23 protein-coding genes are annotated in these 21,120 nt (G+C 67.6%); 14 read left to right on the plus strand and 9 right to left on the minus strand.

All coding sequences use genetic code 11. The annotated features are described in order from the left end of the window. Window positions 1–399: 399 nt before the first annotated feature. The gene (locus C1925_RS08580; RefSeq protein ID WP_108768511.1) at window positions 400–963 is read right to left on the minus strand and encodes a response regulator transcription factor; all 564 of its coding nucleotides are present in this window, start codon (window positions 961–963) and stop codon (window positions 400–402) included. After that, window positions 960–2,186 (minus strand): ATP-binding protein, encoded by a 1,227-nt coding sequence (locus tag C1925_RS08585; protein WP_108768512.1) that lies wholly within the window; start codon window positions 2,184–2,186, stop codon window positions 960–962. The genes C1925_RS08580 and C1925_RS08585 overlap by 4 nt, the downstream gene beginning before the upstream one ends. A 114-nt stretch (window positions 2,187–2,300) precedes the next feature. Between C1925_RS08585 and ispG the strand changes: the two genes are divergently transcribed. The 3 genes from ispG to C1925_RS08600 all read left to right on the plus strand — a co-directional run bounded on the left by ispG (window position 2,301) and on the right by C1925_RS08600 (window position 5,144). After that, window positions 2,301–3,566, plus strand: a complete 1,266-nt coding sequence (ispG, locus tag C1925_RS08590; RefSeq protein ID WP_108768513.1) for a flavodoxin-dependent (E)-4-hydroxy-3-methylbut-2-enyl-diphosphate synthase — start codon at window positions 2,301–2,303, stop codon at window positions 3,564–3,566. After that, window positions 3,547–4,296, plus strand: a complete 750-nt coding sequence (locus C1925_RS08595) for a phosphatase PAP2 family protein (RefSeq protein ID WP_108768514.1) — start codon at window positions 3,547–3,549, stop codon at window positions 4,294–4,296. The genes ispG and C1925_RS08595 overlap by 20 nt, the downstream gene beginning before the upstream one ends. Window positions 4,297–4,496: 200 nt before the next feature. Then, on the plus strand, window positions 4,497–5,144 hold the full coding sequence (locus tag C1925_RS08600; RefSeq protein ID WP_108768515.1) for a response regulator: 648 nt from the start codon (window positions 4,497–4,499) through the stop codon (window positions 5,142–5,144). Between the two features lie 106 nt (window positions 5,145–5,250). On the opposite strand, the gene eda is transcribed toward C1925_RS08600, so the two are convergent. From eda to zwf, 5 genes are all read right to left on the minus strand, one after another. Further along, window positions 5,251–5,910: a bifunctional 4-hydroxy-2-oxoglutarate aldolase/2-dehydro-3-deoxy-phosphogluconate aldolase gene (gene eda, locus C1925_RS08605; RefSeq protein ID WP_108768516.1), complete on the minus strand. Its 660-nt coding sequence runs from the start codon at window positions 5,908–5,910 to the stop codon at window positions 5,251–5,253. Window positions 5,911–6,115: 205 nt separating this feature from the next. Then, window positions 6,116–8,032, minus strand: coding sequence for a phosphogluconate dehydratase (gene edd, locus C1925_RS08610; RefSeq protein ID WP_108768517.1), 1,917 nt, complete (start codon window positions 8,030–8,032; stop codon window positions 6,116–6,118). 57 nt (window positions 8,033–8,089) lie between these two features. Next, on the minus strand, window positions 8,090–8,812 hold the full coding sequence (gene pgl / locus C1925_RS08615) for a 6-phosphogluconolactonase (RefSeq protein ID WP_108768518.1): 723 nt from the start codon (window positions 8,810–8,812) through the stop codon (window positions 8,090–8,092). Beyond that, window positions 8,809–9,816, minus strand: coding sequence for a glucokinase (gene glk, locus C1925_RS08620; RefSeq protein ID WP_108768519.1), 1,008 nt, complete (start codon window positions 9,814–9,816; stop codon window positions 8,809–8,811). Before glk ends, pgl begins: the two co-directional genes overlap by 4 nt. Next, window positions 9,813–11,249, minus strand: coding sequence for a glucose-6-phosphate dehydrogenase (gene zwf, locus C1925_RS08625; RefSeq protein WP_108768520.1), 1,437 nt, complete (start codon window positions 11,247–11,249; stop codon window positions 9,813–9,815). Before zwf ends, glk begins: the two co-directional genes overlap by 4 nt. Before the next feature lie 353 nt (window positions 11,250–11,602). Here zwf and ugpC point away from each other — a divergent pair, with 353 nt between their 5' ends. Further along, entirely contained in the window at window positions 11,603–12,685 is a 1,083-nt protein-coding gene (gene ugpC / locus C1925_RS08630; protein ID WP_108768521.1) for a sn-glycerol-3-phosphate ABC transporter ATP-binding protein UgpC, read from the plus strand. A 133-nt stretch (window positions 12,686–12,818) separates the two neighbouring features. On the opposite strand, the gene C1925_RS08635 is transcribed toward ugpC, so the two are convergent. Then, window positions 12,819–13,694 carry a folate-binding protein YgfZ gene (locus C1925_RS08635; protein WP_108768522.1) on the minus strand — a complete coding sequence of 292 codons (876 nt, stop codon included), beginning with the start codon at window positions 13,692–13,694 and terminating at the stop codon, window positions 12,819–12,821. 39 nt (window positions 13,695–13,733) lie between these two features. Here C1925_RS08635 and C1925_RS08640 point away from each other — a divergent pair, with 39 nt between their 5' ends. The 10 genes from C1925_RS08640 (at window position 13,734) to C1925_RS08685 (ending at window position 20,777) form a co-directional block, all read left to right on the plus strand. Further along, window positions 13,734–13,907, plus strand: a complete 174-nt coding sequence (locus tag C1925_RS08640; protein ID WP_079221501.1) for a DUF1674 domain-containing protein — start codon at window positions 13,734–13,736, stop codon at window positions 13,905–13,907. A 57-nt stretch (window positions 13,908–13,964) separates the two neighbouring features. Next, entirely contained in the window at window positions 13,965–14,357 is a 393-nt protein-coding gene (sdhC, locus tag C1925_RS08645; protein WP_079221502.1) for a succinate dehydrogenase, cytochrome b556 subunit, read from the plus strand. Further along, window positions 14,354–14,740: a succinate dehydrogenase, hydrophobic membrane anchor protein gene (gene sdhD, locus C1925_RS08650; protein ID WP_079221503.1), complete on the plus strand. Its 387-nt coding sequence runs from the start codon at window positions 14,354–14,356 to the stop codon at window positions 14,738–14,740. Before sdhC ends, sdhD begins: the two co-directional genes overlap by 4 nt. A gap of 31 nt (window positions 14,741–14,771) precedes the next feature. Beyond that, the gene (gene sdhA / locus C1925_RS08655) at window positions 14,772–16,562 is read left to right on the plus strand and encodes a succinate dehydrogenase flavoprotein subunit (protein ID WP_108768523.1); all 1,791 of its coding nucleotides are present in this window, start codon (window positions 14,772–14,774) and stop codon (window positions 16,560–16,562) included. A gap of 69 nt (window positions 16,563–16,631) precedes the next feature. Continuing rightward, on the plus strand, window positions 16,632–17,417 hold the full coding sequence (locus tag C1925_RS08660; protein WP_079221505.1) for a succinate dehydrogenase iron-sulfur subunit: 786 nt from the start codon (window positions 16,632–16,634) through the stop codon (window positions 17,415–17,417). Between the two features lie 98 nt (window positions 17,418–17,515). Beyond that, entirely contained in the window at window positions 17,516–17,764 is a 249-nt protein-coding gene (locus tag C1925_RS08665) for a succinate dehydrogenase assembly factor 2 (RefSeq protein ID WP_108768524.1), read from the plus strand. Then, on the plus strand, window positions 17,715–18,164 hold the full coding sequence (locus C1925_RS08670; protein WP_108768525.1) for a hypothetical protein: 450 nt from the start codon (window positions 17,715–17,717) through the stop codon (window positions 18,162–18,164). Before C1925_RS08665 ends, C1925_RS08670 begins: the two co-directional genes overlap by 50 nt. A gap of 23 nt (window positions 18,165–18,187) precedes the next feature. Next, a complete protein-coding gene (locus tag C1925_RS08675) occupies window positions 18,188–19,429 on the plus strand; it encodes a lipoprotein-releasing ABC transporter permease subunit (protein WP_108768526.1) in 1,242 nt (413 codons plus the stop codon). Then, window positions 19,422–20,135 (plus strand): lipoprotein-releasing ABC transporter ATP-binding protein LolD, encoded by a 714-nt coding sequence (lolD, locus tag C1925_RS08680; RefSeq protein ID WP_108768527.1) that lies wholly within the window; start codon window positions 19,422–19,424, stop codon window positions 20,133–20,135. Before C1925_RS08675 ends, lolD begins: the two co-directional genes overlap by 8 nt. A gap of 195 nt (window positions 20,136–20,330) precedes the next feature. Beyond that, the gene (locus C1925_RS08685; RefSeq protein WP_108770654.1) at window positions 20,331–20,777 is read left to right on the plus strand and encodes a DUF6491 family protein; all 447 of its coding nucleotides are present in this window, start codon (window positions 20,331–20,333) and stop codon (window positions 20,775–20,777) included. Between the two features lie 73 nt (window positions 20,778–20,850). Here the strand turns inward: C1925_RS08685 and C1925_RS08690 are convergent, their stop codons facing one another. Next, window positions 20,851–21,120: an oxidative damage protection protein gene (locus C1925_RS08690; RefSeq protein ID WP_108768528.1), complete on the minus strand. Its 270-nt coding sequence runs from the start codon at window positions 21,118–21,120 to the stop codon at window positions 20,851–20,853.

The raw sequence follows: 21,120 nt of genomic DNA on the forward strand, positions 1-21,120 counted from the left end.
GGCCGGCATCCAGGCGATGCTTCCGTCGTTCATGGGTTTGCCGGCCAGCGGCCGGCACTACCTTTAAAGGGCGGGATGAGGACGTGGCGGTTGCCGATCCGATGACCCGCGAGATCCTGGCGCAGCTGAAAAGCTGATGCTCTGGCAGTGCCGGCCGCTGGCCGGCATCCAGGCGATGCTTCCTTCGTTCATGGGTTTGCCGGCCAGCGGCCGGCACTACCGTTAAAGGGCGGGATGAGGACGTGGCGATTGCCGATCCGATGACCCGCGAGATCCTGGCGCAGCTGAAGGGCTGACGCTCTGGTAGTGCCGGCCGCTGGCCGGCATCCAGGCGATGCTTCCGTCGTTCATGGGTTTGCCGGCCAGCGGCCGGCACTACCGGGGCAGGGCGGCGCCGCGTCAGCGACTCGGGTCGCGTTCCGGGCTCGGCCGCTTGGCCAGCTTGCGCTGCAGCGAGCGCCGGTGCATGCCGAGCAGGCGTGCGGCGGCCGACACATTGCCACCGGTCTCGTGCATCGCCTGCTGGATGTGTTCCCACTGCAGGCGACTGATCGGCGTCATCGCGTCGGGCACTTCCATTTCGCCGTCATCGGCCGGGCCGTCGTCTTCCTCGCCCAGTGCACGCAGGATCATCGGCACCGTCGCCGGTTTCGGCAGGTAATCATCCGCACCCAGCTTGATCGCCTCCACCGCGGTGGCGATGCTGGCGTAGCCGGTTACCAGCAGGATCCGCATGTCCGCACGCAGGGCGCGCAATGGCTGGATCAACGCCAGCCCGGAATCGCTGCCCAGCTTCAGGTCGATCAAGGCGAACGCGGGCGGGTGCTGGCGGGCCAGGGCCAGCGCGCTGGCGGCATCCTGCGCGGTCTGCGTCTCCAGCCCCTTGCGGGCCAGGCTGCGCTGCAGCGTGCGCAGGTACAGTTCGTCGTCGTCGACCAGCAGGCCGAGGGTTGAGGCAGTCATGGGGTTTCCTCGTGGGGAGCCAGGGGCAGGCGGAAGCCGACGCGGCTGCCGGCGCCTTGCGCCGGGCGCATCCACATCTCGCCCTGCAGGCGTTCGATGGTGGCGTGGGACAGGGCCAGGCCGACGCCCATGCCCTCACTCTTGCTGCTGCCGAACAGCTTGCCCGGCAGCACCGCGGCGCGCGCGTTGAAGCCATGGCCGTAGTCGCGCACTTCGCCGATCAGATCCTCGCCGTCGATCCGCAGCTCCAGGTCCACGCGCGGTCGCCCGGCCTGTTCGCCGGCATCGGCGGCGTTGTTCAGCAGCACCATCAGCAGGTGGCCGACGCCGGGGTCCAGCGGCAGGCGCAGCGGTGCATCGTCATTGCGGTGCAGGTCGATGGTCGGGCGCACCAGCCGCCACTGTTCCAGCACCTGCTGGGCACTGGAATGGCTGCGGCCGGGGCCGTCGGTGGAGGCCGGTGCAGCCAGCGCCAGCACGCGCTCACGGCATTGCACCAGCAGCTCGCGCAGGGTTTCCATGTCCTCGCGTACTTCAGGTTCCTCGCTGCGCTCGGCCACATCGTCGGCGAGCAGGGTCATGGTCGCCAGCGGGGTGTTCAGCTCGTGCGCCACCGAGGCGGCATGGGTGGCCAGGGCGACGATGCCTTCATTGCGGGCGAAGCGTTCGCGCAGCGCCGACAGTTCCAGTTCGCGCACGCGCAGGGCCATCGCCAGGCGGGTGGAGAAGGTCAGCACCACCGCCGCCGACAGCAGGAAGTTGGCGACCACGCCCCAGCGGTTGAGATCGAGTGCGCGGAAGTAGCCGCTCGGCAGCGGTTGCCCGAACAGGCCGCTGGCGGCGTAGCCGAGCAGGCAGGCGGTGGCCACCGCCAGGGCCCAGCGCAGGGGCAGGGCGAAGGCGGCCAGCGCGATCAGGATCAGGAACAGCGAGCCGAAGGGATTGGCGATGCCGCCGCTCCAGCCGACCATCCAGGTCAGGATGATCACATCGACCAGGATGTGGCCGAACGCGGTCAGCGGCGCGGTGTCGTCCGGTTCCGGGCGCAGCTGCGTATACAGGTTGAACACGGCCAGCACGGCCACGCCCGCCCACAGCGGCAGCTGCGGCAGCGGCAGGCCGAGGACCCAGGTCGCGACCAGGATCGTCGCGGCCTGGCCGGCCACGGCCAGCCAGCGCAGGCTGCACAGGGTGCGTAGGAAGGGGGCGTCGGGACCGGTCATGCCCGACCATCGTATGCGTTCACCGGGCAACCTGCCTGCGACAATCGGCCGCAGACGTGCCGACGGCTGAATGGGAATCGCCCGGAATGCAGGGCCGGGCGGTAGAATGCGCCCATGCACGACGCCGTCACCCGCCCGACCCAACCCTCCGATGCCACCGCCTGGTCCCGTCGCCAGACCCATGCCGTCCAGATCGGCGGGGTCACCGTAGGTGGCGGCAAGCCCGTGGTGGTGCAGTCGATGACCAACACCGACACCTCCGACGTCGCCTCCAGCGTGAAGCAGGTGGCCGAGTTGTGGCGGGCCGGTTCGGAAATGGTGCGGTTGACCGTCAACACTGTCGAGGCGGCCGCGGCCATTCCGCGCATCGTCGACAAGCTGGCGATGATGGGCATCGACGTGCCGCTGATCGGTGACTTCCACTACAACGGCCACCAGCTGCTGACGGCCGAGCCGGCCTGTGCCGAAGCGCTCGCCAAGTACCGCATCAACCCGGGCAACGTCGGCTTCGGCAAGAAGAAGGACCTGCAGTTCGCCCAGCTGATCGAGTTCGCCATCCGCTACAACAAGCCGGTGCGCATCGGTGCCAACTGGGGCTCGCTGGACCAGGCCCTGGCGGCGAAGCTGATGGACGAGAACAACCATCGCGAACAGCCCTGGGACGCCGGCCGCGTGCTGCGCGAGGCGCTGATCCGTTCGGCGCTGGATTCGGCCGAGCAGGCGGTGGAAATCGGCCTGCCGCGCGATCGCATCATTCTTTCGGCCAAGGTCAGCGGCGTGCAGGAACTGATCGCGGTGTACCGCGACCTGGCCCAGCGTTCGGATTTCGCCCTGCACCTGGGCCTGACCGAAGCCGGCATCGGCAGCAAGGGCATCGTCGCCTCGGCGGCGGCGCTGAGCGTGCTGCTGCAGGAAGGCATCGGTGACACCATTCGCATTTCGCTGACGCCCGAGCCGGGCCAGTCGCGTACGCAGGAAGTGATCGTCGCCCAGGAACTGCTGCAGACCACCGGCCAGCGCGCCTTCACCCCGCTGGTCACCGCCTGCCCGGGCTGCGGCCGCACCACCTCCGAGTTCTTCCAGGAACTGGCCAAGGTCGTGCAGAACCACGTGCGCGAGAAGATGCCGGTCTGGAAGGTGCAGCACCCGGGTGCGGAGAACATGACCCTGGCGGTGATGGGTTGCATCGTCAATGGTCCGGGTGAGTCGCGCCACGCCAACATCGGCATTTCCCTGCCGGGTACCGGCGAAACGCCGGCCGCGCCGGTGTTCGTCGACGGCGAGAAGAAGGTGACCCTGCGTGGCGACAACATCGCCCAGGAATTCGTTGCCCTGATCGACGACTACGTCGAACAGAAGTATGTCCGGATCGCCGGGTAAGCCGGCGATCCTGGCCGCGCCGGAACCGGCGTCCGGCTTCCGACACTGGATGGGGCGCAATACGTGGCGCCTGGTGCTGCTGTTTGCCGGCGTGCTGCTGCCGCTGGCCGGCTTTGTCACCCTGGCCGATGAAGTCCACGAGTTCGAGTCCTTCCACTTCGACGCCCCGCTGCTGTGGCAGATGCACGGGCTGCATTCGCCGTGGCTGGACCGTTTCTTCGTGCTGCTGTCCAAGCTGGGCTACGAGTGGCTGCTGATTCCCGCCGACGTGCTGATCGTCGGCCTGCTGCTGTGGCGCCGCCGCTGGCGCGAGGCCACCTTCGTGGCGGTGTGCTTCGTCGGGTCGGCGCTGCTGAACATGGGCAGCAAGCAGTTCTTCCAGCGCGAGCGGCCCAGCCTGTGGGAATCGATCGCGCCGGAATCGACGTTCAGCTTCCCCAGCGGCCATGCGATGGGCACCATGACCCTGGCCGCGACCCTGGTGCTGCTGGCGTGGAACACCCGCTGGCGCTGGCCGGTGCTGGTGCTGGCGCCGCTGTTCAGCCTGCTGGTCAGCCTCTCGCGGGTCTACCTGGGGGTGCATTACCCCTCCGATATCCTCGCCGGATGGTGTGCGGCGCTGGTTTGGGTGGTAGGGTGCTATCTGGTCATGTTCAGTCGCCGGCAACCTTGGCGACACCGCGGTTCGCCGCCAGCAGCGGCCAGCGAAGCGATCGCAACAGGGGAGTGACGTGGATGCCCCTTCGGGGACGTCCATGCAGCAGCAGGTTGTTTCGTTGTAACGGGTTCTGTGGGACAGGGGGCAACATCGATGTGCGAAGAATGTGATGCGCAAGGCAGATTGCCGTTTTTGCGCAGTCATCGTGCTTGCGGTGCCCGGATGCCCTGCCTAGCGTGGCCCGCAATGGCCGCATTCGAAGAGGTACGTGAATGACGATTCGAGTCTACCTGGTGGACGACCACGCGCTGGTCCGCACCGGTATGAAGATGATCTTGTCGGGTGAAACCGACATCGAGGTGGTGGGCGAAGCGGAGACCGGCGAAGACGGCCTGCGCGAGATCCGCCAGCTGCTGCCGGACGTGGTGCTGTGCGACCTGCACCTGCCGGGTGTCAGTGGCATGGAAGTGACCGAGCGCATCGTCCGTGGCCACCGCGCCACGCGCGTGGTGATCGTCTCCGTGCTGGAAGACGGCCCGCTGCCGAAGCGACTGCTGGAGGCGGGTGCCGCCGGCTACATCGGCAAGGGCTGCGATGCGCAGGAGCTGCTGCGTGCGGTGCGTGACGTGGCGGCCGGGCGCCGTTACCTGGGCACCAGCATCGCGCAGAACCTGGCGCTGTCCACGGTGGAAGGCAATGCCTCGCCGTTCGATACGCTGTCGCCGCGCGAGCTGGAAGTGGCGCTGCTGCTGACCCAGGGCCTGCGCCAGGAAGACATCGCGCGGCGCCTGAGCCTGAGCGCGAAGACGGTGAACACGCACAAGGCGCGGTTGTTCGAGAAGATGGGGATCAGCGACAACATCGCGCTGGCGCGCATGGCCAGCCAGTACGGGCTGGTGGATCCGGCACGGCCGCTGTAAACGCGTCGGCCGTACATCTGGGGTCAGAGCCCTTTCCTGCGGAAAGGGATCTGACCCCTGGTGATGCGGAGCCGAGCGTGGGCTCGGCTCTACACCTCTGCTGGGCTCAGTGGCCGCGGACGCGCTTGATGATCTTCGCGGCGTCGGCGGCGCTGGCGCGCACCTTGTCCCACTCGCCGTCGGCGATCCAGTTGCCCGGCACCATCCACGAGCCACCGATGCAGACCACGTTCTTCTGCTCCAGGTACTCGGCGGCGGTGTTTTCGGTGATGCCACCTGTCGGGCACAGCTTCAGGTCGGCAACCGGGCCAGCCAGGCCCTTGATCATCGCCAGGCCACCCACGGCCGTCGCCGGGAACAGCTTGCACACGCGGAAGCCGCGCGCGTAGAGCGACAGCAGCTCGGTCGGCGTGGCCGCACCCGGCACCACCGGCAGCGGCGCCGCCGCCAGCGCATCGGCCAGCACCGGCGGCGTACCCGGCGTCACCAGGAAATCCGCGCCCGCATCGATCGACTGCTGCATCTGCTCCACGGTCAGCACCGTACCCGCACCCACCACCACGTCGGGCAGCTCACGCTTGAGCATCGCCAGCGCTTCCATCGCCACCGGCGTACGCAGCGTCAGCTCGATGGCCGGCAGCCCACCTTCCAGCAGCGCCGCACTCACCGCACGCGCCTGGTCCAGCGTATGAATCGTCACCACCGGCAGAATGCCCGCCGCACGCAGCAGTTCCGCCGCCTTCACCTGATGTTGTTCGATACCCATGCTTTTGCCCTTGCCTTTGCTCTTCTTGATTCAGTGGCCGCAGCGCAAATGACGCGCCGGGAATTGTCCAAGGGCAGTAGAGCGCCCTGGCCGGGACCGTGAGCGGCATGGATGCCGCGACCGAGCCCCCATGGATGGGTTTACGGCGTGTCCCGGCCAGGGCGCTCTACTGCCCAAGCCGGGAAGCCTGCCGCGGCTTTTCGCTTCAGGCGTCTTTTGCCTCATGCGGCGCCGCCGCAGCCGCAGCATCGTGCCCCAGCTCATACTCCGAATCGTAATCCCACGGCCCACCATCCGCCGCCGCCGGCCCGCACGAAATCGAAATCGCACCCTGGTCCGCCGGACCCACCACGCGACGGTTGATCGCGAACAGATTGCGGCCCAGGTCATGCGCTGCCGGTGCCGTGTTCGGCGCCAGCGAACGCGCCGCCCACTCGGCCGCATCCACCAGCACTTCCAGCGTGCCGGCTTCACCGTCCAGGCGGATCATGTCGCCCTCGCGCACCTTGGCCAGCGGGCCACCGCGCGCCGCTTCCGGCGTCACGTGGATCGCCGCCGGGATCTTGCCCGAGGCACCGGACAGGCGACCGTCGGTGACCAGCGCCACGCGCCGGCCCTGGTTCTGCAGCAGGCCCAGCAGCGGCGCCAGCGAATGCAGTTCCGGCATGCCGTTCGCACGCGGGCCCTGGTAACGCACCACCGCCACGAAATGCTCGGGCAGCAGGCCACCGGCGTGCAGCTTGTTCAGCACCTGCGGCGCATCGACCACCACGGCCGGTGCCTCGATCGTGCGGTACTGCGGCTTCACCGCCGACAGCTTGATCAGCGACTTGCCCAGGTTGCCGCGCAGCAGGCGCAGGCCACCCTGGCTTTCGAACGGGTTGTCGACGCTGCGCACCACTTCTTCATCGGCGCTGCGTTCCAGGCCCGGCAGGTACACCAGCTTGCCGTCGCGCAGCTGCGGCTCGCGGGCGTAGTCGGCCATGCCGCCACGGGCCACGCTGACGATGTCGCCGTGCATCAGGCCGGCCTTGATCAGCTCGCCGAATACGAACGCCGGGCCACCGGCCGCGGCGAAGCGGTTCACGTCGGCCTCGCCGTTCGGATAGACGCGAGCCAGCAACGGAACCAGCTGCGACAGCTCGTCGAAGTCGTCCCAGGTCAGCACGATGCCGGCGGCGCGGGCCACGGCGATCCAGTGGATCGTGTGGTTGGTCGAACCGCCGGTGGCCATCAGCGCGATGACCGCGTTGAGGATCGCGCGCTCGTCGATGATGCGGCCCAGCGGACGGAAATCGTCGCCCAGCGCGGTGATGTCCAGCGCACGCTCGGTGGCTTCGCGGGTCAGCGCGTCGCGCAGCGGCGTATCCGGGTTGACGAACGACGCGCCCGGCAGCTGCACGCCCATCGCTTCCAGCAGCACCTGGTTGGAATTGGCGGTGCCGTAGAAGGTGCAGGTGCCGACGCCGTGGTACGAGGCGGACTCGGCTTCCAGCAGTTCCTCGCGGGTGGCTTCGCCGGCGGCGTAGCGCTCGCGCACTTCGGCCTTCTGCTTGTTCGGAATGCCCGGGGTCATCGGGCCGGCCGGCACGAACACCGCCGGCAGGTGGCCGAAGGCCAGTGCGCCGATCAGCAGGCCCGGCACGATCTTGTCGCACACACCGAGGTGGATGGTGGTGTCGAACATGTCGTGGCTGAGGCCGATGGCCGTGGCCTGCGCGATCACGTCGCGCGAGAACAGCGACAGTTCCATGCCGCCGCGACCCTGGGTCACGCCGTCGCACATCGCCGGCACGGCGCCGGCCACCTGTGCGGTCGCGCCGAGTTCGCGGGCGACCTCACGGATCTGCTCCGGATAGGTCTCGAACGGCTGGTGCGCCGACAGCATGTCGTTGTAGGCGGTGATGATGCCCAGGTTCGGGGTCACACCGCCGCGCAGGCGGCTCTTGTCGGTCGTGCCGCAGGCGGCGAAGCCGTGGGCGAGGTTGCCGCAGCTCAGGCGGCTGCGGAACGGGCCATCGCGCAGGGCGGCGTCGATCGCGGCCAGGTAGGCGGCGCGCGACGCGGCGCTGCGGCGGATGACGCGATCGGTGATGGCTTGCAGTTGCGGATGGAGGCTCATTGGCTACCAGCGTTCAAGGTGGCGAGAGGCAAGCGGCAGCGGACGCCGCCGCCGACGTCAATCAGCCCAGTGCACGCGCAGGCGCGCGCCGTCCAGGTTGATTGCATTGAGGATCGGGTACTGCTGCGCATCGTTGCTGTCCAGCGCCTGGCGCAGGACCTGCAGCTTCTGCTTGCCGCGCAGCAGCAGCAGGCGCTGGCGGCACTGGCCCAGGCCACGCGGGGTCAGGGTGATGCGCAGCGGCCACTGGTTGGCACCGGGGCAGCCGGTGGCATCCAGTGCGGCGTAGGGCAGGGTGCTTTCCAGGGCGCGGGCCAGATCCTTCGAGCCCGGGAACAGCGAGGCGGTGTGGCCATCGTTGCCCATGCCCAGCGCCACGACGCTCGGCGCCTGGCTGTGCTGGGCCTGCAGGTTGGCGGTGTACACGCATTCGGGCAGCGGCTTGCCGATGCGCACCAGCGGATCGAAGTGGGCACCTTCGGCACGCTTGAGCAGATGCTCGCGCACCAGCCAGGCATTGCTGTCGCGATCCTGCGGCGACAGCCAGCGCTCATCGGCCAGGCTCACTTCCACGCGGTCCCAGAGCACGTCCAGCTCGGCCAGCGCCTGGTACACCGGCGCCGGGGTGGTGCCACCGGACAGCAGGATGCGGGCGCGGCCCACTTCGTTGATGTCGTGGTTGATCGCCTGGGCCATTTCGGCGGCCACCGCTTCGATCCAGCCATCGGCATCGCCGTGGCTGATGAAGTCGATGCGGTCGTCGTGGAAGGTCGGGCTCATGCGGCAACTCCTGTAGCGTCACGTTCGGCGTCGGCGGCATAGGCGGCGGCGCCCAGCAGCCCGGGGCAGGGGTGCATGATCGCCAGCGACGGCACCCGCGCCATGATGGAAGAGAACCGGCCCTTGTGTTCGAAGCGCTGGCGGAAACCGGAATGCTGCAGCGAATCGAGCATCTTCGGCACCAGGCCACCGGTCAGGAACACGCCGTCCCACGCGCCCTGCACCAGCACCAGGTCACCTGCGATGGCACCGAACACGGCGCAGAACACGTCCACCGTGCGCATCGCCTGCGGGTCACCCAGCGCGGCACGCGCGGTGACGTCGGCCGGCTGCAGCTGGCCCGGATCGAAACCGGCCATCTCGCACACGGCGCGATGGATGTTGACCAGGCCGGGGCCGCAGATCAGGCGTTCGTTGGAGACGCGGCCGAACTGCTCGGACAGGATCTCCAGGATGCGGATCTCCTCCGGCGTGCCCGGCGGGAAGCTGACGTGGCCACCTTCGGTCTCCAGCGGATAGCTGCGGCCGTGGCGCACGATCAGGCCGCCGACACCGAGGCCGGTGCCCGGACCGATCACGCCGTAGTTGCGCGATTCGCCCGGTGCGGCCGGGGTCCAGTGCGCGCCGCCGATCTGGATCACGTCATGCGGCTGCAGCAGGGCCACGGCCATCGCCTGTGCGGCGAAGTCGTTGATCAGGTGCAGTTCGTCGAAGCCGAGCATGGCCGCGGTGCGGCTGCGCGAGATCACCCACGGGTGGTTGGTGATACGTGCTTCGTCACCGTCCACGCGGCCGGCCACCGCGAACACGCCGCGGCGCGCAGTGGCGCCGGCCTGTTCCAGGTAGTGGCGTGCGGCATCACCCAGCGAGGGGAACTCAGCCACCGCGAATTCGCGGATGCTGTCCTTCTGCAGGGGCGCGTCCAGCGAGGTGTCGGCGAGGGCGAAGCGGGCGTTGGTGCCGCCGATGTCGGCGACCAGCACGGGCTGGCTGCCGACACTCATGCCGATGCTCCGCTGTCCGGTGCGTCCACGCCCTGCGGCAGGAAGTCGGTGGCGTTGTCCGGGCCCCACTGGCCGGCCGGGTAGGGTTCCAGCGGCAGCTTGGCGGCCTTCCAGGCATCGGCCACGCTGTCGATCCAGGCCCAGGCCGCGCGCACTTCGTCGTCGCGCACGAACAGGGTGTGGTTGCCGTTGAAGGCGTCCAGGAACAGGCGCTCGTAGGCGATGCGGCGGTGCAGGCCGGTCGGCACGGACAGTTCCAGTTCCAGCGGGTGCAGTTCCAGCGCGCCCCATTCCGGGCCGGCCAGGCTGCTCATCAGGCCCAGTTCGATGTTTTCCTGCGGCTGCAGCTGGAACACCAGGCGGTTCGGCGCGGCCTGCGCACGCTGCGGGCGCTCGAACAGCCAGTGGGTGACCGGCTTCAGCGTGACCACCACGCGGGTGGTGCGCTCGGGCAGGCGCTTGCCGGTGACCAGGTGGAACGGCACGCCGCTCCAGCGCCAGTTGTCGATGTGCGCGGTGACGCCGGCGAAGGTTTCCACGTCGCTGCCTTCCGGCGGCTGGTAGGCCTGGGCAGGCTGGCCGTTGATGCTGCCAGCGGTGTAGCGGCCGCGGATGCTGTCACGGGCGGCGTTCTTCGCGTCCAGCGGGCGCAGGGCGCGCAGCACCTTGACCTTCTCGTCGCGGATGCGGTCGGCTTCCAGCGAGGCCGGCGGCTCCATCGCCACCATGCACAGCAGCTGCAGGATGTGGCTCTGCACCATGTCGCGCAGCGCGCCGGAGCGCGCGTAGTACGCGTCGCGGCCGTCCACGCCTTCGCTCTCGGCCACCAGGATGTGCACCGATTCGATGTAGTTGCGGTTCCACACCGCTTCCAGCAGCGTGTTGCCGAAGCGCAGGGCGATCAGGTTCTGCACCGCCGCCTTGCCCAGGTAGTGGTCCAGGCGGAACACGCGGTCTTCGTCGATCCACTGGCCGATGGTGGAGATGATCTCCTCGGCGCTCTCGCTGTCGCTGCCGATCGGCTTTTCCAGCATCAGGCGCGACGGTGCTGCCAGGGCGCCGCCCTTGGCCAGGCCTTCGCAGGTGGAGATGTACAGGCCCGGCGGGATGGCCAGGTAGCTCACGCAGCGGCGGTCGACCAGGTCGGAGACGGCGGCGGCGACCGAGTCGACGTCACGCAGGTCCACCGAGCGGTAGTCGATGCGGCGCAGCAGGGAGGCGATGTCCTCTTGGCTGGCCATCGGCATGGCCTGCTGCAGACGCGGCCGCAGGATATCGTGGAAGGCTTCGGTGTCATGGCCGGACAGGGCCAGCGCACGGATGCGGAAGTCCTCCGGCAACAGGCCGTCGCCAAGCAGGCGCAGCAGCGAAGGGAACAGATAGCGCTGGGCCAGGTCGCCTGTGGCACCAAACAGGAAGAGGGTGTCGTGCATCGCTCGAGTTTCAGATCCGGGTGACATCGTTGTCAATCGCTTCATGGCTGGGTTCAGGGGACATCCGCGCTACTGTCTGTCCGAGGCTCGATGGGGGCGGATTTCCGGCAGGCCGGAAGACCGTTCCATTCGTAACCACTACGACGATGACCTTTCGTCTGGTCGTCGAAGCAGATCGGCGCGCACCGACGTTCGGATAGTGCCACGTGAAAACGTTTACATGGCAGAATGGGCAACTGTATTCGATTGCAGTGGTCGCCGTCATGCGGCAGCTGCGCAATCATCACTGCCATCGGGAGGGCCGAGGCAGTCCCCAATGACAGCCCGGCGTCGGGCGGACTGGATAGATTGAAATGGCAAAAGTGCAGTTGCAGGGTGTGCGCAAGGTCTACGACAACGGCCAGGTCGCGGTGAAGGACGCCACCTTCGAGGTCGCCGATGGCGAGCTCATGGTGCTGGTCGGACCGTCCGGGTGTGGCAAGTCGACCCTGCTGCGGATGGTGGCGGGTCTTGAGGAGATCAGCGGTGGCACGCTGACCATCGGTGACCGGGTGGTCAACGATGTGGCGCCGAAGGATCGCGACATCGCCATGGTGTTCCAGAGTTATGCGCTGTATCCGCACATGACCGTGGCCGAGAACCTGGCCTTCGGCCTGAAGCTGCGCGGCCACGACAAGGCGACCATCGACAAGCGCATCGCCGAGGCGGCGCAGACGCTGGGCCTGACCGAAATGATGGACAAGCTGCCCAAGGCGATGTCCGGCGGCCAGCGCCAGCGCGTGGCGCTGGGCCGTGCACTGGTGCGCGAGCCGGCGGTGTTCCTGCTGGACGAGCCGCTGTCCAACCTGGATGCCAAGCTGCGCCACAGCGTGCGTACCGAAATCGCGCAGCTGCACCGCAAGCTGGGCACCACCATGATCTACGTGACGCATGACCAGGTCGAAGCGATGACCCTGGGCCAGCGCATCGTGGTGCTGAAGGACGGCATCATCCAGCAGATCGACACGCCGATGGCGCTGTACGACCGTCCGGCCAACCTGTTCGTGGCCGGCTTCCTCGGCAGCCCGGCGATGAACGTGCTGCGCGGCACGCTGCAGGGCGATGCCGGCGGCGTGACCGTGGTCGATGGCGAATGGCGCGCGCCGCTGGGCCAGGCCACCATCGACCCGGCATGGCTGCAGAAGTCGATTGCCGTGGGCGTGCGTCCGGAGCACCTGCAGCCGGCGGGTGCCGACGATACGCATGCGTTCACCGCACGCATCGAGGGCATCGAGCCGGTCGGCAACGAGATCTTCGTCAATCTCAGCAGCGGCAAGCATGCGCTGACCATGCGCGTGGCGCCGCAGTCGCTGCCGGGCGTGGGCGAGGACATCCGCGTGGCGATCCACCCGCACGGCCTGCATTTCTTCGATGCGGAAAGCGGCGAACGCCTGTAAGGGGTAGTGCCGGCCGCTGGCCGGCACCTTCAGAAGCGTGCGGACCAACGGTCCGCACCTACCTGGTCCACATCCACCGGATTGTCGTGCGGACCAACGGTCCGCACCTACCGCGTGGATGCGGGGCGCGCCCTCAGCGCCCCAGGCCATCCAGCAGCGGCACCCGCTGCGCGACCACGCCACCCACCTGCAATTCGGCATCACTGGCTTCCAGTGGCAGCACCGCCAGGGCCAGATCGCCGGCCACGCTGGCAATGCTGCCCAGCGCTGCGCCGTCCTGCTGCACGACATCACCGGCCTGCGCCGGGGCGGCGGCATGCAGCAGCTGCACCGCGCGCTTGGCCTTGCCGAGGAAGTGGGTGCGGGCCACGATTTCCTGGCCCGGGTAGCAGCCCTTCTTCACGCTGTAGCCGTTCAGCCGGTCCAGGCCCAGCTGCTGCGGCGTCCACACTTCGCGCTGGCTTTCTTCCAGGCGCGGCAGGCCGAAACGCAGGTCCGCCTGGCGCCAGGCCAGGGCGAACGCGGCTTCGTCGGCCTCGCTGCCAGCCGCAAACCCTTCAACCGGACCGATGCGCAGGGTGCGCGGCAGGGCATCACTGCCCAGATCCAGTTCCCAGCCCGCCTCGCCACCACCGGCAATCGCCGCGCCACTGGCCGCTTCCGGCGCAGTGAACGCGCCCGCCACGGCAAGATCGGCATGCACCTGCAGCTTCACCTTGCGGCGGAACACGAAGCGCTGCAGTTGCGACGCAATCGCATCTGCATCGCCATCGGCCAGCACCAGCATCACGTGGTCATCGGCGAGCTTCAGCAGCTGGAACACCGCCAGGGTGCGGCCCTTGGCGCTCAGCCAAGCGCTCCACTGCCAGTGCTGCAGGGGCAGGGCGGTCACGTCGCTGCTGAACTGGGCGTGGGCGAAAACGGCGGCATCGGCGCCCTGCAGGCTCAGCAGCTGGTGGCCGGGCAGGCGCGGATATGCGACGAAAGCAGGGGGAAGGTTGTCAGGCACGTGAACGAGGTCTAAAATTTGTGCGTTGCGAGACCGAACATGATAGGCCAAACAACCCCCACTCCCGACGACGAAACTGAAGCCCCGCTGGTTCCCGCGGCACCCGTGCCCGTGGAAAAACCAGAGGCGGAGGAGGAATTCGGCGGCCGCGGCGGACTTGATCCGGTGCGGTATGGCGATTGGGAGAAAAACGGACGCTGCATCGATTTCTGATCAGCATTGAGCCAACGCGGCATCGTGCCGCCCAGCCGAGACAACGAGCCCAGCGAAATGGCGACCAGACAACGCCCCCTATCCCCGCACCTCCAGGTGTATCGCTGGCAGATTCAGATGGCCACCTCGATCCTGCATCGAGCCACTGGCGTCTTTCTGTCCGTGGGTGCCCTCATCATCGCTGCCGGCCTGCTGGCCCTGATGATGGGCCCCGATTCGTGGAACTGCTTCACCGGCCATGCCGGGGCCTGGTATGGCCGCGTGTTCCTGTTTGCGTGGACATGGTCGTTCGCCTATCACCTGTGCAATGGCATCCGCCACGTTGTGCAGGACTTCGCCGTTGGTTTCAGCATCCCGGCCTTCGTCCGCAGCAGCTGGATCTCGGTCTTCGGCAGCCTGGTGATCACCGCGCTGGTCTGGGCCTACGTGTTGTTCGGAGGTGCCGCATGAGCAAGTTCCGTACCCCGCTGAAGAACGTGCGCGGCCTTGGTTCGGCCAAGACCGGCACCGAGCACTTCGTGCACCAGCGCCTGACCGCCGCCGCCCTGGTGGTGCTGGGCCTGTGGTTCCTGGTGTTCGTGGTGCGCATGGCCGGCGCCGATTACGCCACGGCCGTGGCCACCATCGCCAAGCCGTGGAATGCCGTGCCGCTGATCGGCCTGCTGATCACCATGTTCTGGCACGCACAGCTCGGCATGCAGGTCGTGCTGGAAGATTACATCCACGAATCGCTGCTGGCCCTGGTGCTGCAGACCGCGGTGAAGTTCGTCGCCGTGCTCGGCATGATCGTCAGTGTGTTTGCGGTGGGCCGCATCGCCCTCGGCGTTGCCTGAGCCCAGGCACCAAGACAGGAATCCAGACTAGATGTCCGCTTACAAGATCACCGAACACAAGTACGACATGGTCGTGGTGGGCGCCGGCGGCGCCGGCCTGCGCGCCACGTTCGGCCTTGCCGCCAAGGGCCTGCAGACCGTGTGCCTGACCAAGGTCTTCCCGACCCGTTCGCACACCGTCGCTGCACAGGGTGGCATTTCCGCCGCGCTCGCCAACATGGGCGAAGACGATTGGCGCTACCACTTCTACGACACCATCAAGGGCTCGGACTGGCTGGGCGACCAGGACGCCATCGAGTACATGTGCCGTGAGGCCATCCCGGCCATCATCGAGCTCGAGCACTACGGCGTGCCGTTCAGCCGCACCGCCGAAGGCAAGATCTACCAGCGCCCGTTCGGCGGCATGACCACCAAGTACGGCGAAGGCCCGGCGGCGCAGCGTACCTGCGCGGCGGCCGACCGTACCGGTCACGCCATGCTGCACACCCTGTACCAGCAGTCGCTCAAGCACGACGCGCGCTTCATGATCGAGTACTTCGCACTCGACCTGATCTTCGATGACGAAGGCGTGTGCCGTGGCGTGCTGGCCCTGGACATGGCCGACGGCACGCTGCATCTGTTCCGCGCCCAGGGCGTGGTGCTGGCCACCGGCGGCTACGGCCGTGCGTACTTCAGCGCCACCTCGGCGCACACCTGCACCGGCGACGGTGGCGGCCTGGCCATGCGTGCCGGCATCGCCATGCAGGACATGGAGTTCGTGCAGTTCCACCCGACCGGCATCTACGGCGCCGGCTGCCTGATCACCGAGGGTGTCCGCGGTGAAGGCGGCATCCTGCGCAACAGCAGCGGCGAGCGCTTCATGGAGCGCTACGCACCGCACTACAAGGATCTGGCCTCGCGTGACGTGGTGGCCCGTTCGATGACCATCGAGATCCGCGAAGGCCGCGGCGTCGGCGAGCACAAGGACCACATCCTGCTCGACCTGACCCACCTCGGCCCGGGCGTGATCGACGAGAAGCTGCCGGGCATCGCCGAGAGCGCGCGCATCTTCGCCGGCGTCGACGTGCACAAGCAGCCGATCCCGGTCATCCCGACCGTGCACTACAACATGGGCGGCATCCCGACCAACTTCCACGGCGAAGTCGTGCGTAAGGATGGCGACAACCCCGATGCCGTGGTGCCGGGCCTGTACGCCATCGGCGAAGCGGCCTGCGTGTCGGTGCACGGCGCCAACCGCCTGGGCTCGAACTCGCTGCTCGACCTGGTGGTGTTCGGCCGTGCCGTGGCCAACCGCTGCGCCGAGACCATCAAGCCGGGCGCTGCGCACAAGCCGCTGCCGGCCGATGCCTGCGACAAGGCGCTGGGCCTGCTGGACAAGCTGCGTTACGCCAATGGCGATACGCCGACCTCGGTCATCCGCGACAACATGCAGCGCACGATGCAGGCCGACGCCGCCGTCTTCCGTACCAGCCAGACGCTGAAGGAAGGCTGCGAGAAGATGGCCACCGTGTTCGATTCGTTCCAGGACGTGAAGGTCAGCGACCGTTCGCTGGTCTGGAATTCGGACCTGATCGAGACCTACGAGCTGAACAACCTGCTGCTGAACGCGGTGGCGACGATCAACTCGGCGGAACAGCGCAAGGAAAGCCGTGGTGCGCACGCGCACGAGGACTTCCCGGACCGCGACGACGTCAACTGGCACAAGCACACGCTGGTCACCGTCGACGAGAAGGGCAAGTGCAGCTTCGACTACCGTCCGGTGCACATGTACACGCTGACCGACGAGGTCGACGTGGTGCCGCCGAAGCCGCGCGTGTACTGATCGCGACCCCCGCCTACCATGCAATCCGCGCCTTGATGGCGCGGGCCGCCTGAGCCAACGAGAGCAGCCATGGCCGAGTTTTCACTCCCCAAGAATTCCAAGGTCACGAAGGGCCAGCACTTCCCCGCCAAGAGCGGCGGCAAGAACCTGCGCACCTTCAAGATCTACCGCTGGAGTCCGGACGACGACAGCAATCCGCGCACCGATACCTATGAGATCGATCTGGACGCCTGCGGCCCGATGGTCCTGGACGCGCTGATCAAGATCAAGAACGAGATCGATCCGACCCTGACCTTCCGTCGCTCCTGCCGCGAAGGTATCTGCGGTTCGTGCGCGATGAACATCGACGGCACCAACACCCTCGCCTGCACCCGCGCCATCGCGGACTGCGGCAAGAAGGAAGTGCCGATCTACCCGCTGCCGCACATGAGCGTGGTCAAGGATCTGGTTCCGGACCTGACCCACTTCTACGCGCAGTACGCCTCGATCAAGCCGTGGATCCGTACCCAGACCCCGGCACCGCCGGACCGTGAGCGCCTGCAGTCGCCGGAGGACCGCAAGAAGCTCGACGGCCTGTACGAGTGCATCCTGTGCGCCTGCTGCTCGACCAGCTGCCCGAGCTACTGGTGGAACGGCGAGCGTTACCTGGGCCCGGCGATCCTGCTGCAGGCCTACCGCTGGATCATCGACTCGCGCGATGAGGACACCGGTGCGCGCCTGGACGATCTGGAAGATCCGTTCAAGCTGTACCGCTGCCACACCATCATGAACTGTGCCCGGACCTGCCCGAAGGGCCTGAACCCGGCGCTGGCGATCGCTGAGATCAAGAAGCTGATGATGGAACGCCGCGCCTGATACAGGCCTGGCGTTACCCGGTAGAGCCACGCCAAGCGTAGCTGCACCAACCAGCAGAGCCACGCCATGCGTGGCTTTGCTGTATCTGGAGAAACACGATGGACGAAGAAACCCTGCTGAAGAAGCTGCGCTGGCGCTGCCGCCGCGGCATGCGCGAGCTGGACCAGCTGTTCGGCCGCTACCTCGACCGCGAATGGAGCACTGCGCCGACCGAAGAGCGCGAGGTTTTCCTGTTCCTGCTCGAATGCGAGGACGATAAGTTGTGGCGCTGGTTCATGGGCTACGAGGCCTGCCCGCATGCCCACGCCGTGCCCCTCATGCAGAAGATCCTCGCCCTCAAGGCTTGAGTGGCGACCCTCGCGGCTGCAGGCCGGCGCGCAGGCGCTGGTACTGCTGGCCGCGCCTTGGCTGCTGCGCGCCTCGGCCCTGCCGGAAGACCGGTACTGGCCGGTGCTGGTGGCGGTCTGGCTGCTGGGCCTGGCCCAGCTGGGCTGGCGACTGCGCCGGCCCGCGCGCCGGCTTGAGCTGACCACGCTGCCGGCGCCGCTGCAGCTGGATGGTGCCGATATCGACGCACCACGGCTGGTGGTGCGCGGCCCCTGGCTGCTGCTGCACTGGCGTGTCGACGGCCGGCGCGGGCGCCTGCTGTTCTGGCCGGACGTGCTCGCCCACCGGCAGCGACGTGAACTGCGACTGGCCGTGTCCGCACGCAGCGTTTCACGCCGACCCCGTACGATGGCACCATAGACTGAATTGACTGGCGTGCCTGCATGTTCAAACCCATCCCCGTGGCCATCGGCCTGCGCTACCTGCGCGCCAAGCGCCGCAACGGCTTCATCTCCTTCATTTCAATGGCATCGATCCTGGGCATCGCGCTCGGCGTCACGGTGCTGATCACCACCCTGGCGGTGATGAGCGGTTTCCAGAAGGAAATCCGCAGCCGCCTGCTGCAGATGACCGCCCATACCACCATCAGCCGCGACGGCGAGCCGATGCCGGACTGGATGCGCGTGGTCGACGTGGCCAACAAGGATCCGCGCGTGGCCGGCGCCGCGCCGTACATCGAGATCCAGTCGATGATCAGCGGCCCGCGCGTGCAGGGTGCGATCATCCAGGGCATCGACCCGGCGCTGGAGCCGAAGGTGTCGGTGATCGACAAGAAGATCACCAAGGGCAGCTATGACAGCCTCAAGCCGGGCAGCTTCAACCTGCTGCTGGGCAAGGAGCTGGCCATCTGGCTGGGCGTGGACGTGGGCGACCAGGTGCTGGTGACGTTCGCCGAAGTACAGGGCACCCCGGCCGGTGCAGTGCCACGGATGAAACGCTTTACCGTCAGCGGTCTGTTCGAGGCCGGCTACAACGAGGTCGACCGTGGCGTCGGCTTCGCCAACATGAAGGACCTCGAGCGCGTGCTGCGCTCCGACGGCGCCACCGGCGTACGCCTGAAACTGCACGACATGGACCGCTCGCTGGAAGTGGGCGTGGACCTGGCGCAGAACCTGGGCGGCGCGTACCGGGTGAGTGACTGGACCCAGCAGAACGCCAACCTCTACCACTCGCTGCGCATGGAGAAGGTGGTGATGGGCATCCTGCTGTCGCTGATCATCGCGATGGGTGCCTTCAACCTGGTCTCCTCGCAGGTGATGCTGGTGACCGACAAGCAGGCCGACATCGCCATCCTGCGCACGCTGGGCCTGACGCCGGGCGGGGTGATGCAGGTGTTCATGGTGCAGGGCTCGCTGATCGGCATCTTCGGCACCCTTGCCGGCCTGATCGGTGGCATCACCCTGACCTTGAACCTCGAGCGCATCCTCGGTGCCATCGAGTCGCTGTTCAACGTCAAGCTGCTGCCGGAGGACGTGTACTACATCACCGGCCTGCCGACCGACATGCAGACCGGCGATATCGTGGCGATCACGCTCATCGCGTTGCTGATGAGTTTCCTGGCCACCCTGTATCCCGCCTGGCGGGCAGCACGCACCCAGCCGGCGGAGGCCCTGCGCTATGAATAAGGTCGTCAACCGCGGCGATGAAGTGATCCGTGCCGAGGGCCTGGGCAAGACCTACGCCGAAGGCCGCATGCAGACCCCGGTGTTCGACGGGCTGGACCTGAAGGTCAATGCCGGCGAAACGGTGGCGATCATCGGTGCCTCCGGCGCCGGCAAGAGCACCCTGCTGCACCTGCTGGGCGGCCTGGATGTGCCGACCGCAGGTGAGGTGTTCGTCACCGGACAGCGCATGTCGACCCTGTCGGACACCGCGCGTGGCCTGCTGCGCAACCAGGCGCTGGGCTTCGTCTACCAGTTCCACCACCTGCTGCCGGAATTCACCGCGCTGGAAAACGTGATGATGCCGGTGATGCTGGCCGGTACCGGCGTGCCCGAAGCCAGCCAGCGTGCGACCGCGCTGCTGGAAGCGGTCGGCCTGGGCCATCGCCTGGACCACAAGCCGGGCGAACTTTCCGGTGGCGAGCGCCAGCGTGCCGCCGTGGCGCGTGCGCTGGTCAACCATCCGGCCTGCGTGCTCGGCGATGAGCCGACCGGCAACCTGGATGACCGCACCGCGGCCACCGTGTTCGAGCTGATGCTGGAGCTCAACCGTGCCCGCCACACCAGCCTGGTACTGGTGACCCACGACCGCAGCCTTGCGCGTCGCCTGGACCGTGTGCTGGAACTGCGCGAAGGGCGTCTGCACGCATTGGCACACGCTGACGTCTGAGGCGCTGGCCTCGCTCTCCGGGGCTGGCTTCGCTCTGGTAGATGCCGACCTTGGTCGGCTGCTTTTGCAGGCCGAGCGCCAACCAAGGTTGGCGACAGGGCTGCGCCGACCGGCGGCTGAATCGGGCCGCCGGCCGTTGCGCCGGCGTTGCACGGCCGGGCGCATGATGTGCGCAGTTCCCCGCTGGAGATCGCCATGAAGACCCCGTTGCTGATCGCCGGCCTGTGCCTGGCGCTGGCCGCTTGCGCCACCACCGGCCTGACCAGTGCCGACCGCCTGGAGCTGTACCGCGCCCACGCTGGTCCGGCGCAGAAGGACATGCAGTTCCTGGGCACGCTCAACGGCTGGACCGAGCTGGGTGACAGCGCGCTGGCAGTCTGGACCAAGCCCAGCGAAGCCTACCTGCTGGAACTGACCGGGCCGTGCCCGGATCTTTCGTATGCGCCTGCCATCGGCCTGACCAGCCACATGGGCCGCGTCAGCGCGCCGTTCGACAAGGTGATCGTACGCGACCCGACCGGTGGCCCGCGCCTGCCGTGCTTCATCAAGACGATCCGCAAGCTGGACGTCAAATCGCTGCGCGCGCAGGAAAAGGACATGCGCCAGGCGCAGGTGCAGGAGCGCGAAGCGCCCGCGAACTGACGTGGTAGTGCCGGCCGCTGGCCGGCATTGCCGGTATTCCTGGTTGCCGGCCAGCGGCCGGCACTACCGTGGCTCAGGCTTCGGGGGTGAAGCCGGCCGGCTTTTCAGCGTCTTTCTCGAACAGGAACTTGACCAGCTCCGCTTCCAGCATCGCGCGGTGCTCCGGCTTGCGCGGCGACAGGCGGTTTTCGTTGATCAGCATGGTCTGGTGCGCCAGCCAGGCCGCCCAGGCCTGCTTGCCGATATGGTTGAACACGCGCTGGCCCAGGTCACCGGGATAGGGCACGAAGTCCAGGCCCTCGGCATCGCGTTGTTCGTACTGGCAGAAGACGGTTCGGGGCAT

It is taken from the genome of Stenotrophomonas sp. SAU14A_NAIMI4_5 (assembly GCF_003086795.1).
GTDB lineage: Bacteria > Pseudomonadota > Gammaproteobacteria > Xanthomonadales > Xanthomonadaceae > Stenotrophomonas.